Source organism: Chryseobacterium sp. D764 (assembly GCF_019317325.1).
In the GTDB taxonomy this organism is placed as follows: Bacteria; Bacteroidota; Bacteroidia; order Flavobacteriales; family Weeksellaceae; genus Chryseobacterium.
This window is the reverse complement of record NZ_CP079219.1, coordinates 731,658-746,006: the sequence shown is the minus strand read 5'-3', so window position 1 is coordinate 746,006 and position 14,349 is coordinate 731,658. Positions and strand designations below refer to the sequence as shown.

The window sequence follows — 14,349 nt, the reverse complement described above, 5'->3', positions numbered from 1 at the left end:
TTAAATTTAACGAACAATAATATTCTTTTGTTGTACCGTTTACCCAGTTTGTATTTAAGGGAGCTCCGAAGTCGTTTTTTGAACGTCTGATACAGTTGCTTCTCTCGATCCTATTTTGGCTGAATTGATCTTTCAACAATTTACTGCCAGAAAAAACTATTATTAAGGCAGATTCCGATCATTTTTTGAACGGAAAAACATTAATAATATTCATATCAACATTTCCACTTAAGATTTTTGTAAAGAATGATGTTTCAAAAAGGCAGCCCCTTCTAATACCTCTGATTTTTAAAATAATTTAAAATTTTTATATGAAACATTTATTTAAGTACCTCTTTTTTTTTACTATTGCTTCGTTCTCTATTGCCTGTAATTCAGATAGAGATGATGAAATAGACACCAATCCGGATGTCACAACCGTATTCTACAAAAATGCTGATGAACTGGCAACAACTTATGACCCCAACAATACGGCAAGCCAGCCTCTTAGAAACCAAGCCTATGATCTTTATAAAAGAGGAAAATGGAGCGAGCTGGAATCACTTTTTAAGGCTAATAATTTAAACGGCGGATGGCCGCCTGCAAACGGAGGCTACAATATCGTTGATGATGTTGCATTACAGGTTGGACAGAAGTTTGACAGATACAGCGGAGCTGTGGGCAGTTATAACGGAACAGGTGTTCCTACTTTGGGAGGAAGCTTCACAAGTCCTGTCATCAACGGATATACCTATACGTTTACCCAAAGAGCATTAAACCAGCCTGAAGACAAGTACGACTTCTATTATGAGATTGATGTCTTGAACAATGCAATGCAGTTTAAAACACAGACAGCAGACATTATTCCTTGGTTTAGCCAGGCGGGTAAAGGAAAGCAAACCATGTGGAAAATTCCGATTGACATCAACACTGGTTATCAGAAAACGTGGAATAAGCTAGCAGAAGAAGGCTATATAAAAGTTACCATCAAGAAAAGTCCAAGCGGAAAATATCCTAACTTAGTGGGCACAGTTATTCAGCCATAAATTCATTCAGATGTATTCAATATCAAACAAAATAAACATTACTAAAAAAGCTTCAGTTACAAAAAGCACTTTCATTAATGATGAAGCGCTTCCAGCAGCCATTACCACTTTTACCTGCTGTAATTGCGGTCATGAAAATACGGTTGAGATAAAGCCCTACGAATCAGGATTTCCAATCTTCCAGGTGTACAATGAAGACAAAATAATATCCAAAGATGAATTATTAAAACACGGAATCGTCAACGGAACTTCTCAAAGAATGATTCATTTTGGAGAATTGACTGTTAATGATCTGCCTACCTTATATTTTGGGACAGATTGTTCTTCCTGTCATTCAAAATACATCTGCGTATTCAGCTATGGAGAAAAACAGCCGGGACTAATGATATTGAGCATCTCCGGCGTTTGGAAATATGAATAACTAGAATCATTTTACTTAATATAATAAAAGTCTACAACCTTCAAGTTGTAGACTTTTTCTTAATTTAGCAAACAAACTAATTTGAACCGTGAAAAACTTCTATAAATGAAAAAAATAATCTTATTTCTTTTTACTCTATACTTTGGATCTTCATTTTCACAAAAAACACTCGCTAAATATCCGGAAGGTCAGTTTCCTTATAAAGGAGGTACCATCCAGTTATCCTCAGAAATGCAGGACTATTTTCTGAAAAGCGGATCTAAGCCATGTGATAAAAATGAAATGTATTTTGTAAGTCTAAAGATTGATGAGAATGGCAAACCTGCTTTAATAAAGAAGAAAAGTGATGAAAGCATCATAGAGAAAAACAAATGCGCTTTTACTCTTGTGGTAAAATCTTTAGGAAGCCTGAAAAACTGGCAGCCTGCAGAACAAGACGGGAAAACAATTCCGGCTTATTTTGATTTTCTGTTTCAGCCGAAAGATTTTTTTGAAAATTACAAACCCGATTATGATATCATTAAAGCATATCAGTCTGCTGCTATTCCCGGTGGAATGAAAGCTTTTCGAAAAGATGCCCTTGAAAGCTTATATAATTATTTAGATTGGGAATCTTACAACCCTAAAGGAACATTTATTATATCTTTTGCAATAGATGAAAATGGAGACATCGTCAATGTAGATCTTGAACCCAAAGTAGAAAACAATAAAATTCTTCTTGAAGATGTAAAATTTGCACTAAAAAAAATAAAAGGAAAGTGGAGCCCTGCAAAAACTAAAGGGTTGCCAGTAAGTTCATGGTTTAGAATGCCTATAAACTTTAATTCACGGGAATAAAATAAAAACACTGGATAGTCTGCATTTTTGGGTTCCATATTTTACTCTTGTACATTTCACATTTTACAAATCCTTTTCTATCTTTGTGGGAAATAAAAAAATTCATGGATAAAATTGATAGTCTGAACCAAGTAGCAGAATTCCATACTACTTTCAAAGCCCCTATTTTAGATACTCCGCAAATTCCTTCTCCGGAAAGATGCAATCTGAGAGTAGAACTTTTACAGGAAGAATTGAACGAACTGAAACAGGCAATTGCTGATAATAATATTGTAGAAATTGCAGATGCATTGTGTGATCTTCAGTATGTTTTGAGTGGTGCTGTGCTGGAATTCGGACTTGGCAGCAAATTTGTAGAGCTATTCAACGAAGTTCAGCGTTCCAATATGTCGAAAGCGTGTGATAATGAAGAGCAGGCAAAGGAAACCGTTGAATTCTACAAAGAGAAGGAAGTAGAATCTTTTTATGAAAAGTCCGGAGAAAAATTTAACGTTTACAGACAGGCGGATCATAAAGTATTAAAAAACAAATACTACTCTCCTGCTGATTTAAAATCAATTATCGAGAAATAATTATGAAAAAATTTATTACCAATATTGTTGCCATTTCAAGCTTACTTTTAGCTGCACAACAGCTTAGCGCTCAAAAAGTAGTCGTAAACCGCGAGGTTGAAACTCAGAAAGACGGCAAAATGCTTTTAGGAAACCAACTGAAAGAGCAGTTTTTAAAAGCTCCTTATGCAGATTGGTATGTAAAGGAACATGATGAATATGCTCTTGACCAAAAAGCAGTCAGTGAATTGAAAAAAGAGAAAATCGGCACCTATGACATTATTGTTTTTATGGGAACATGGTGTGAAGACAGCCACAGAGATTTTCCAAGACTGATGAAAATATTGGAGGCCGTAAACTATCCGGAAAATAAATTAAACATTATTGCCGTAAACCGTAAGAAAGAATCTCCTACCGGGGATGAAAGTCTTTATAATCTTCAAAAAGTCCCTACCATTATCCTGAAAAGATACGGAAAAGAGATTGGAAGAATTGTAGAAATGCCTACTACAGGCTATATTGAAAGAGATTTGGTTCAAATCCTTAAAAAGAACGATTCCTCTGTTATTAAAGAAATTTTTAAATAGATTTTGAGAAATTATAGAACAATCCTGTCTTTTGCAGCTGGTGCCGGCGCTATGGTGCTTCTGTTTTTTGGTCTGAAGTCCTGTCTGAACCTTGGAACTAAAACAGAACAGTCGGATTATTATATCCTGACCAATCAGATTTCCAAGATGAATAAGATGGTGGTGATGGAACAGAACACTTCCAGTATGCAGAAAACCAAAATGGGTTATGAAGTTTTCGGGAAAGAAGTTTCCAGCAACAGCATTATTACGTATACAAAGACCAATGCACAGGTTTCTTATGATCTTAATAAAATGAAGATCGAAGTGGATTCCATCAACAAAAAACTGGTTATTACAGAATTACCTGATGCTGAGATCAGAATTACACCAAGTGTTGAAATTCAATCTTTAGATGATTCATTCATAAACCGTATTTCGGAGAAAGATATTAAGAATGTCACTGCAAAGGCTAAAGAAACGGCAGAAAAATCAATTGATCAGAATCAGTTGAGAAATGAGGGCCGTAAACAGCTGATGGAAAACCTTAATAATGTTTTCGTTTTAGCGAAAGCACTGAATTATACCATTGAGGATAAAACGGGAAAAATTGGTATTCTGGGACTTTAGGATAAAATATTTCTGTTTGGCAGACCCTTTGAATGATATTATCCATATTGTTGAAATTTAAAATTCAAAGTCATGGAAAAAAAAGGAAAAACCAACAAGAAAGAATCTGCCAACACCGCAGAAACCCAAAAGCAAAATCAGGATTTCCAGAATATTCCTGCAGCAGCAAAAAAGACCAATCCACCTGATATTGATAAAGAAGACATTCAGAAGTCTTCAAAAAACAAGTCAGGAAAAACGGATAATACGAAATAACGAAAAGAGCTGTTAAGGCTTATTGGTACTAAAAAACGAAAAGTTCCGTCTCATATGAGGCGAAACTTTTCTTTCTAACTATCTAATTGAACTTTTTTGTTTTCTATACAATCGTCGATTTTCCGATCTTGATATTTTCAAAATTGTAATATGATTTTTCAGAATATCTGATATGGTCGGCAATAAAGCTTCCCACTTCACTTGTTGAGTAATATTGTTTCGTATTAAGATCAATCGTGACATATTTGTTTTCAATAGCATGTTCTACAGATTGTCTTAATTTATCTGCTGCAGCCTTTAAATTAAGATGATCCAGCATCATGGCCACACTTAAAATAGAAGCAATAGGATTGGCAATTCCTTTCCCTTTGGCCTGAGGATAAGATCCATGGATAGGCTCAAATAAAGCATTTTCTTCCCCTACCGAAGCAGACGGCAGCAATCCGATAGACCCTCCAATTACACTTGCTTCATCAGAAATAATATCACCAAACATATTTTCAGTCAAAATCACATCAAAATGCTTAGGATTAAGAATCAGCTGCATAGCTGCGTTATCTACAAACATATAATCAAGCTGTACATCAGGATATTCCAGAGCTATTTCCTGGCACGTTTTTCTCCACAACCTTGAAGTATCCAGCACATTAGCTTTATCAATAAGGGTAAGCTTTTTCTTTCTTTTCTGAGCTTCCTGAAATGCCATGTGTGCAATCGGAATAATATCTTCACGGCTGTATTTACAAACATCATAGGCATAAGCGCCTTCCGGATCTGTAAATTTTTCACCAAAATAGATTCCGCTTACCAATTCTCTGAAAATCTGAATGTCAGCCCCTTCAATAATTTCCCTTTTGAGCGGACTTTTATCAATTAAAGAAGCATATGTTTTCAAAGGACGGATATTAGCAAACAATCCCAACTCTTTACGGAGTTTCAACAACCCTTGTTCCGGTCTTACTTTTGCTTCAGGATTATTATCAAAAACCGGATCGCCAATAGCTCCGAAAAGCACAGCATCAGATTCCTTACAGATTTTCAATGTCTCTTCAGGCAAAGGATTTCCTGTCTTGAAAATTGCTTCTGCACCGATTAATCCATAATCAAAATGGAATTTACATTGAAAAGCTTCAGCAATGACATCTAATATTTTAATGCTTTCACTGATAATTTCCGGACCAATCCCATCTCCGGGAAGAACCGCGATTTTAAAATAATTGTTGCTCATTTGTTTTTTGTGTCTTTAATTCAAAATTTGTGATGGTCTGTTTTCTGCTGATTAAAAAATCAATATCGTCATAGCCGTTCAACAGACATATTTTTTTATAAGAGTCTATCTCAAAAGTCTCCGTTGTATCTTTAAAGCTTACTGATTGCAATTCCACATCAATTGCAATCTCATTGTCAGGATTTTCATTGATTCCTTCTAAAATTTCTTTTAAAAACTCTTCAGAAACTTTTACCGGAAGAAGTCCGTTATTTAAAGCATTTCCTTTGAAAATATCAGCGAAATAACTGGAAATAATTACTTTAAACCCATAATCTGTCAAAGACCAGGCTGCGTGTTCACGGCTGCTTCCACACCCGAAATTATTTCCTGCAACCAAAATCTGGCCACTGAATTTAGGATTGTTTAAAACAAAATCCGGATTAGGTTCTCCTGTATGGATATTGAATCTCCAGTCTCTGAAAAGATTTTCTCCAAAACCTTTTCTGTCTATACTTTTCAGGAATCTTGCCGGAATAATCTGGTCTGTATCTATATTTTCTGCCGGCAATGGAACTGCGCGGGATTTTAAAATAACTAATTTTTGCATGTATTCTACATTGTTAGACTTTGAACCACAAAAGACACAAAAGTTTTTTTCACTTCAGTTTACTTAAGAAAGGATAAAAAGAACCTATATAAGAAATTCGCATAAGAATGAAAATCAAATATTTTCAAAAAGCTTAAGTGCTTTTTTTATGCAAGCCAATGATAACTTCTTCTTACTTAAGTGTTACAACCTTTTGTGTCTTTGTGGTTCAAACATAATTTAAAATTACTTTTAGTTTAAACTTTCAAAAGCTGAAATTTTGCCTTCTATTGCGGCTTTCGCTGCAGTAAGAGGACTGGCAAGAATAGTTCTTGAACCCTGTCCCTGTCTGCCTTCAAAGTTTCTGTTGGAAGTGGAAACACAATATTCACCTTCCGGAATTTTATCATCATTCATGGCCAGACACGCCGAACATCCAGGCTGACGGATCTGAAATCCTGCATCGTTGAATATTTTATCCAATCCTTCCTCATAAATCTGTTTAACTACCTGTTGAGATCCGGGAACAATCAGAGCTTTTACCGCTTCTGATTTACTTTTCCCCTTAATATACTGGGCTGCAGAACGGAAATCCTCTATTCTAGCATTGGTACAGCTTCCTATGAAAACATAATTAACCTTGATGCTGTTCACTGTCTGTCCGGCTTCAAGTCCCATATATTGTAACGCTTTCTCTTCCGATTCGTTTTGAGGAGCCGGAATAACTTCCCGGATTGAAATACCCATTCCCGGATTTGTACCATAAGTAATCATCGGATAGATATCTGCTGCGTCGAAACTGAGTTCTTTATCAAATGAAGCTCCTTCATCTGTTTTTAAGGTTTTCCAGTACTCTACTTTTTCCTCCCATTCTTCTCCTTCCGGAGCGAATTTTCTTCCCTGCACGTATTCAAAAGTGGTTTCATCCGGAGCAATCATACCGCCTCTGGCACCCATTTCAATACTCATATTACAAACGGTCATCCTTCCTTCCATTGACATATCTTCAAATACATTACCCGCGTATTCACAGAAATATCCCGTTCCTCCATCAGTTCCTATTTTTGAAATGATATAAAGAATCACATCTTTGGACTGAACATTTTCATTCAATTCGCCATTGACTGTAATCCTCATTGATTTTGGCTTGTTCAGCAATAAACATTGGCTGGCAAATACCTGAGCCACCTGACTGGTACCAATCCCAAAGGCAATAGAACCAAATGCTCCATGGGTAGACGTGTGGCTGTCACCACATACAATACTCATTCCCGGCTGGGTAATCCCTAATTCCGGAGCGATAATATGAACGATTCCCTGATATTGATGTCCCAATCCGAAAAGCTCAATATTGTTTTTCTTACAGTTTTCTGTAAGCTGCTCTACCTGATTTCTTGAAAGATCATCTTTAATGGGTTGTTCCTGATGTAAAGTAGGTACATTGTGATCCGCAGTAGCTACAATCTGCTCCGGCCTGAATACTTCCAGATTTCTGGATTCCAGTTCTGCAAAGGCCTGAGGACTGGTTACTTCATGGATAAGGTGCTTGTCTATATAAATAATCTGAGGTCCGTCAGGAATGGTTTCTACCACGTGAGCGTCCCATACTTTATCAAAAAGTGTTTTTTTACTGTTGTTCATTTTTACTTTTATCTTGATTTTAAAATCAAACCTATCCTATTTTTCTGCTGAAGGAATCCATCATCATGCTTAGGTCATCGTTGTCTATTTCTTTTTTAAGGTCAGCGATTTTCAAAAATTCCTGATACAGAAAATCAAGCTCATTCTTGGTAACCTCATAGCCGATATGCTTGAAACGGTAAGCCAATGCTGAGCGCCCGCTTCTGGCAGTAAGAATAATTGAAGAAGCATTCACTCCTACTTCTGCAGGGTCTATGATTTCATAAGTTTCCCTGTTTTTGATGACGCCATCCTGATGAATTCCTGAGCTGTGAGCAAAAGCATTGGCTCCTACAATAGCTTTATTGGGCTGTACAGACATTCCCATCAGTTCGGAAACCATTGTACTCATTTCATTCAGCATTCTGGAATTCACATTGGTATGCAGATTCAGATCTTTATGCTGTTTTAAAATCATGACGACTTCTTCCAATGCTGTATTGCCAGCTCTTTCTCCTAATCCGTTGATGGTACATTCAATCTGACGCGCTCCGTTGATAGCGCCGGCAATAGAATTGGCAGTAGCCAGTCCAAGATCATTGTGACAATGGCATGAAAGCACCGCTTTTTCAATTCCTTTTACATTTTCTCTCAGATACTTTATTTTCTGACCATATTCTTCCGGCAGGCAATATCCTGTGGTATCAGGAATATTCAAAACAGTGGCTCCTGCTTTGATTACTGCCTCACAAACCTTTGCCAGGTATTCATTGTCTGTTCTGCCTGCATCTTCAGCATAAAATTCTACATCCTCCACATAAGTTTTGGCATATTTTACGGCTTCCGCTGCTCTTTCAATAATATCTTCTCTTGTCGAGTTGAATTTATATTTAATGTGAGAATCGGAAGTTCCGATTCCGGTGTGTATTCTTGGTCTTTTTGCAAACTTCAGTGCTTCCGCTGCGGTATCAATATCTTTTTTATTTGCTCTTGTCAGCCCGCATACTTTAGCTTTTCTCACCAGTTTCGAAATTTCTGAAACAGATTCAAAATCTCCCGGACTGGAAATTGGGAATCCCGCTTCAATGACATCAATCCCTAACTCATCAAGCCTTTCAGCAATAATCAGTTTTTGTTCCGTGTTCAGTTTACATCCCGGAACCTGCTCCCCATCTCTCAGTGTTGTATCAAAAATTTCAATTTTTTCGGAATCCATAAGTGAAGTTTTTTACTTAATTTTGGTTCAAAACTACGGGTTGCTATATTTTTTCATTTTCACTTTTTTTGAAAATTACAATATTCAACAGTTGAAAAAACAATCGTATTCATTTATTAATCAGTATTTTAATTTATAAAAATTTACAATGGCAGAATTGCAGAAAGATTTTTTGTTTGTATTGGTAAAGTCATTGACCACCTCTGAAAAACGACAGTTCAAGTTATATGTGAACCGTCTCGGAATTAATGTAGATGCCAAATTTCTGCTGCTCTTTTCCGAAATGGATAAGATGAAGGAATATGATGAAAGTATAATTATTGAGAAAAAAATCTCTACCAAACAGCAGCTTTCCAATCTTAAAGCCCATCTTTATAAACAGATCCTCGTAAGTCTCCGTATGAACCCGAGTCATCAAAACTATAGAATTCAGCTTCGTGAGCAGCTCGATTTCGCCAATATTCTGTATCAGAAAGGACTTTACAAGCAGGCTCTGAAGATATTGGACAAAACCAAGCAGTCTGCATTGGAACTGGATGAAAAAAGTATTGCTTCTGAAATCATAGACCTTGAAAAAGTAATTGAATCACAATTCATTACCCGAAGTATTGAAGGCCGTGCTGAAGAGCTTATCAAGCAATCTCAGGAGATCAGCAAACAGAACCGCTACACCACAAAACTGTCTAATCTTTCTCTGAAATTATACAGTGAAATGCTTACCCACGGCTATGTAAAAAATGATGCAGACCGGCAGGAAGTAATGGATGTTTTTAATGCCCAGATTAAAAATATAATCCCTGAGAAGCTAAACTTCACAGAAAAACTTTGGTACTATAAAGCTCATGTCTGGAAAAACCAGCTTTTGCAGGATTATAAATACACCTTGAAATATGCTTATCAGTGGGTTGATCTTTTTCATAAAAAGCCTGAAATGATCTACAGCCACCCGGTTTGGTATATCAAAGGGAATACTTATCTGTTGAAAATCCTGTTTTTATATGGAAATATTGATATTCTGGAGGAGCATTTCGCGAATTTTAATAAAATGGTACATGCTGAAAATTTTATCCAGAATGAAAATCTTCAGTCCCTTATTTTTCTTACCCATTACAATACGCTGATGAATATTCACTTTGTAAAGGGGGAGTTTTTCACAGGAACCAAGCTTATTCCTGAAGTGGAATTAAAAATGGAAAAACTCAGAGAAAGAATAGATGAACACCATTTTATGATTCTCTATCTGAAAATGGCGGCCATGTTCTTCGGCAGTAAAATGTTTGACAAGTCTATTGAGTATTCTATGAGGGTCATAGAATCTAAGGGAAATGTACAGGAAGATCTGCTGTTTCATACCAGGATTCTGATTTTAATGGCAAAATATGAGTCAGGCAATGATGAAGATTATGATGAATTTATCGCTTCTACTTTAAAGTTTGCCAAAAAAATGAAAAAGCCTGAAGAGTTTCATTTTGAAAGTATTCAGTTTTTTAAGAATCTTAATAATCAGGTATTGGATCAAAGGCAGAAAGCGTTTGAAAGTTTTGATAAAAAGCTGGAAACATATTCTAAAAATGAATATTACAGACGGTCGTTATTTTATATTGACATCCATGGATGGATTAAATCTAAAGTCCAGAATGTAGATGTCATCGAGATTATCAAGCAGAAAGCAAAGTATAAAAGAAAGCATTAAATAAAATCACACAAACCATTAATTTACAAAGTATTGTCATGTTTATTTCATGTAAAATCAAACACCAGATCAGCTGTTTTCTTTTTAATATACTCTCTCACAGAGTTAGTATTAACAGGTCGCTTCTCTGGAGCTTTATTTTTATGAGAACTTCATCTTTTTTTCTATTAAAAGCAGATCCCGATGGGATCAAATCCAACTCCAATGGGAGTTAACTGTTAATAGGACGTATTTGTTTTAAAATTATAGCTCCAGAGAAGCGACCTGATAATTATGCTTTGATTCAACCAAACAAGAATGATTTTATTTATGCATATTCTCTATAAAATTCAGTGTATTTTTATGGCTGATCTTTTCTACCAACTCAGTTGAAAACCGCTCTTCAATTTTTTTATTGACTGCCGGATATACCGAAGCGTTGGAATGTTCAGGAAAGAAAAAAGGATGACGGGATGTGTCCGGATGATCCTTCCAGTAAAAATAATCTGCACCATAGGCTATACTATCCTCTCCGCCAAGATCAAGTCCGTATTGAATATGCTCATAAAGTCTTTCAGGATGTTCAATATCAACATAATCTTTGATAAAATTCAGGCCAATCAATCCTTTTCTGTTGATCACTTCCTTCGCCAGTTCATCAGGGAGATTTCTATTGTTTTTATAAACAGTTCTGTAATTGGAATGGCTTGCAAGAATAGGAATTGAATAATTTCTCTGATCAATATAAGTGAAAATATCATAAGCCAGCTGATCACTTGTGTGAGCTAAATCAATGGCAATTTTCCGGTTAGAAATATAGTCGATCAGTACTTTACCATCGTCTTTCAAGCCTGCTGTAGCATTATTCCCGCCTCCAAAACGGTTTTCCAGATGATGCGTAATCCCGATATAAAAGACTTTTTCAGTATTTTCAATAATTGTCTCCAGGTTTTTAAATCCGGATTCCAGGCTTTGGTTTTCATCACAGAAAGCAGATGCATTTTCGATAGAAGCGATGACTCCTACCCGATTTTTATTTTCCGGATTGTTAAAATTATCATTGTTAAAAAGGAAAAAATTCTCGTTTTTGATAAGCTTTGAAAATAATTTGCTTTGTTCCAGTCCGTGAACCGTACTGTTTGCACCTGTTCCTGCATACATTGCCATCACCTGAAGCTTTACATTTCCATCCTGTAAATAAGGCAGCGAACAACCTATTTCTTTATCATCAAGCGCTGAATCTGATCTTAAAAGGTAATATAAAAGATCACAATGTAAATCGATGTTTATCCTGTTCATAGGGATTGTAATTTTTGAAATTAATATGTAATTGGATTCTGATTGAATAGGGTCTATTGTATTTCAGGAATTTATAAAAGACAAGTACAATTTCTTGTCCTCATTTATTCTAACCTTTTATTATTGTATCAATATCCTGTATTCATCGGATTAAGATATTACTTTTAATCTTCTAAACTTATATTTTTATTCTTTTTGTAAGATTTAAAATTTCTATTGCTTTTTCTGTAATCTATTAAAAAACAAACCCGAGAAAACGACAAATTCCAGTTATACTAAGGCAATAAAAGTGACAGAATTATTTTCTGAGAACACTGCAATCTAAAGCATATGACTCCCAAACGTTAAAAATCTTTCTATTTTCGATATTAATTCTCATTCTAAATACAGATGAATATAGTATTTTATCTAAAAATTCCGTATTTTTGCCTCTTAAAATTTCTTAGTAAACAATGATAAAAATTACACTTCCAGACAATAGTGTCAAAGAATTCGAGGGAGCAGTGACTCCTCTAGATGTGGCAAAATCTATAAGCGAGGGATTGGCTAGAAACACCATTTCCGCAATTGTTAATGACAAACAAGTAGAAACAACCACACCTATAACCACGGATTCTACGGTACAGCTTTTGACCTGGAATGATGATCTTGGAAAGAAGGCTTTCTGGCACTCTTCTGCCCACCTTTTGGCGCAGGCTATCCTTGACTTTTATCCTAATGCTAAGTTGACGATTGGCCCTGCCATTGAAAGCGGATTCTATTATGACGTAGATTTCGGGGATGAAAGCTTATCTGAAAAAGATTTTGAAAAGATTGAAAAAAAGATCTTAGAAAACGCGAAGAAAGGTTCTACCTTCTCTCTTTACCCGGTTTCTAAAGAAGAGGCTTTAAAAACATATGCAGACAATCCTTACAAAGTGGAATTGATCTCTAATCTCAATGATGGAGAAATCACTTTTGTAACGCATGATAACTTCACAGACTTATGTCGTGGTGGTCACATTCCGAATACTGGAATCGTAAAAGCGGTTAAAATTTTAAATGCAGCAGGAGCGTATTGGAGAGGAAATGAAAAGAACCCTCAATTGACAAGAGTATATGGTATTTCTTTCCCTAAACAGAAAGACCTTACTGAATATCTTGAAAGATTAGAGGAAGCTAAAAGAAGAGACCACAGAAAATTAGGTAAAGAACTTGGAATTTTTGCATTCTCTGAAAAAGTAGGTGCCGGGTTACCGCTTTGGTTACCAAAAGGAACTGCTTTAAGAAGAAAGCTTGAAAATTTCCTTTCAGATGCTCAGAAAAAAGGAGGTTATGAGTTTGTAATGTCTCCACACATTGGGGCAAAAGAACTCTATGTAACTTCAGGACACTGGGATAAATATGGGGAAGACAGCTTCCAGCCGATCAAAACTCCGAATGAAGGAGAAGAATTCTTATTGAAGCCAATGAACTGTCCTCACCACTGTGAAATTTACAAGACTTCACAATGGAGCTACAGAGATTTGCCTAAGAGATATGCAGAATTCGGAACTGTTTACAGATATGAGCAAAGTGGAGAGCTTCACGGATTGACAAGAGTTCGTGGATTTACTCAGGATGATGCTCACCTTTTCTGTACTCCGGATCAGCTTTCTGAAGAATTTGAAAAAGTAATCGATTTAACTCTTTATGTTTTCAAATCTTTAGGGTTTGAAGATTTTGTAACTCAGGTATCATTAAGAGATCCTGAAAACAAACAAAAATATATCGGTTCTGATGAAAATTGGGAGAAAGCAGAAAGTGCCATCATCAATGCAGCTCAGAAGAAAGGATTAAAAACAGTTGTGGAATACGGCGAAGCGGCATTCTATGGACCTAAGCTTGACTTCATGGTGAAAGATGCTTTGGGAAGAAAATGGCAGCTGGGAACAATCCAGGTAGATTATAACCTTCCTGAAAGATTTGATCTTCATTATATCGGAAATGATAATGAAAAACACAGACCAGTAATGATCCACAGAGCACCATTTGGTTCTATGGAGCGTTTTATTGCTATTTTGTTGGAAAACACAGCAGGTGATTTCCCATTATGGTTAAGCCCGGAGCAGTTTATTATTCTACCGATCAGTGAAAAATATGTAGATTATTCAAAAAAAGTTTCACAATTTTTGGAAAATCACGATATTAGCGGTCAGATTGACGACAGAAACGAGAAGACAGGTAAAAAAATCCGTGATGCGGAATTGAATAAGATTCCTTTTATGCTTGTAGTAGGGGAAAATGAAGAAAATGAAGGCACGATTTCTGTAAGAAGACGTGGAGAAGGAGATCTTGGAGTGATGAAACTGGAGGATTTCGTTGCTTACTTTAAAAAAGAAGCAGCCATATAATTTAAAATTAAAAGATTGAAGGATTCAAAGGATTAATACCAGAACAGAATCTTTCAATTTTTAAATATTTAAATCAATTAAATTAAGTA

14 protein-coding genes are annotated in these 14,349 nt (G+C 35.8%); 9 read left to right on the top strand and 5 right to left on the bottom strand.

Features of this window, described 5'->3' with window-relative positions:
- The first annotated feature begins 311 nt into the window (after nt 1-311).
- The 7 genes from KYG33_RS03265 to KYG33_RS03235 all read left to right on the top strand — a co-directional run bounded on the left by KYG33_RS03265 (nt 312) and on the right by KYG33_RS03235 (nt 4,285).
- A complete protein-coding gene (locus tag KYG33_RS03265) occupies nt 312-1,025 on the top strand; it encodes a glycohydrolase toxin TNT-related protein (protein WP_219072664.1) in 714 nt (237 codons plus the stop codon).
- A 10-nt stretch (nt 1,026-1,035) separates the two neighbouring features.
- The gene (locus KYG33_RS03260; protein ID WP_077417531.1) at nt 1,036-1,446 is read left to right on the top strand and encodes a hypothetical protein; all 411 of its coding nucleotides are present in this window, start codon (nt 1,036-1,038) and stop codon (nt 1,444-1,446) included.
- A 105-nt stretch (nt 1,447-1,551) separates the two neighbouring features.
- A complete protein-coding gene (locus tag KYG33_RS03255; RefSeq protein ID WP_219072663.1) occupies nt 1,552-2,283 on the top strand; it encodes an energy transducer TonB in 732 nt (243 codons plus the stop codon).
- Nucleotides 2,284-2,387: 104 nt separating this feature from the next.
- The gene (locus tag KYG33_RS03250) at nt 2,388-2,855 is read left to right on the top strand and encodes a nucleoside triphosphate pyrophosphohydrolase family protein (RefSeq protein ID WP_047374946.1); all 468 of its coding nucleotides are present in this window, start codon (nt 2,388-2,390) and stop codon (nt 2,853-2,855) included.
- A gap of 2 nt (nt 2,856-2,857) precedes the next feature.
- Complete coding sequence (locus KYG33_RS03245) at nt 2,858-3,421, top strand: TlpA family protein disulfide reductase (protein ID WP_219072662.1); 564 nt, start codon at nt 2,858-2,860, stop codon at nt 3,419-3,421.
- 3 nt (nt 3,422-3,424) lie between these two features.
- Nucleotides 3,425-4,030 carry a DUF4230 domain-containing protein gene (locus KYG33_RS03240; protein ID WP_047422912.1) on the top strand — a complete coding sequence of 202 codons (606 nt, stop codon included), beginning with the start codon at nt 3,425-3,427 and terminating at the stop codon, nt 4,028-4,030.
- Between the two features lie 72 nt (nt 4,031-4,102).
- A complete protein-coding gene (locus KYG33_RS03235; protein WP_077417539.1) occupies nt 4,103-4,285 on the top strand; it encodes a hypothetical protein in 183 nt (60 codons plus the stop codon).
- 103 nt (nt 4,286-4,388) lie between these two features.
- Here the strand turns inward: KYG33_RS03235 and leuB are convergent, their stop codons facing one another.
- The 4 genes from leuB to KYG33_RS03215 all read right to left on the bottom strand — a co-directional run bounded on the left by leuB (nt 4,389) and on the right by KYG33_RS03215 (nt 8,917).
- Entirely contained in the window at nt 4,389-5,513 is a 1,125-nt protein-coding gene (gene leuB, locus KYG33_RS03230) for a 3-isopropylmalate dehydrogenase (RefSeq protein ID WP_077417540.1), read from the bottom strand.
- Nucleotides 5,494-6,102, bottom strand: coding sequence for a 3-isopropylmalate dehydratase small subunit (leuD, locus tag KYG33_RS03225; RefSeq protein ID WP_077417542.1), 609 nt, complete (start codon nt 6,100-6,102; stop codon nt 5,494-5,496). Before leuD ends, leuB begins: the two co-directional genes overlap by 20 nt.
- Nucleotides 6,103-6,333: 231 nt before the next feature.
- On the bottom strand, nt 6,334-7,722 hold the full coding sequence (gene leuC / locus KYG33_RS03220; RefSeq protein WP_219072661.1) for a 3-isopropylmalate dehydratase large subunit: 1,389 nt from the start codon (nt 7,720-7,722) through the stop codon (nt 6,334-6,336).
- A 31-nt stretch (nt 7,723-7,753) separates the two neighbouring features.
- Nucleotides 7,754-8,917, bottom strand: a complete 1,164-nt coding sequence (locus KYG33_RS03215) for a 2-isopropylmalate synthase (protein ID WP_077417546.1) — start codon at nt 8,915-8,917, stop codon at nt 7,754-7,756.
- A gap of 148 nt (nt 8,918-9,065) precedes the next feature.
- Between KYG33_RS03215 and KYG33_RS03210 the strand changes: the two genes are divergently transcribed.
- A complete protein-coding gene (locus tag KYG33_RS03210; RefSeq protein WP_077417548.1) occupies nt 9,066-10,610 on the top strand; it encodes a hypothetical protein in 1,545 nt (514 codons plus the stop codon).
- A gap of 303 nt (nt 10,611-10,913) precedes the next feature.
- On the opposite strand, the gene KYG33_RS03205 is transcribed toward KYG33_RS03210, so the two are convergent.
- Nucleotides 10,914-11,888 carry a dipeptidase gene (locus KYG33_RS03205; RefSeq protein WP_219072660.1) on the bottom strand — a complete coding sequence of 325 codons (975 nt, stop codon included), beginning with the start codon at nt 11,886-11,888 and terminating at the stop codon, nt 10,914-10,916.
- 452 nt (nt 11,889-12,340) lie between these two features.
- Between KYG33_RS03205 and thrS the strand changes: the two genes are divergently transcribed.
- Nucleotides 12,341-14,260 (top strand): threonine--tRNA ligase, encoded by a 1,920-nt coding sequence (thrS, locus tag KYG33_RS03200; RefSeq protein WP_180563704.1) that lies wholly within the window; start codon nt 12,341-12,343, stop codon nt 14,258-14,260.
- Nucleotides 14,261-14,349 lie beyond the last annotated feature (89 nt).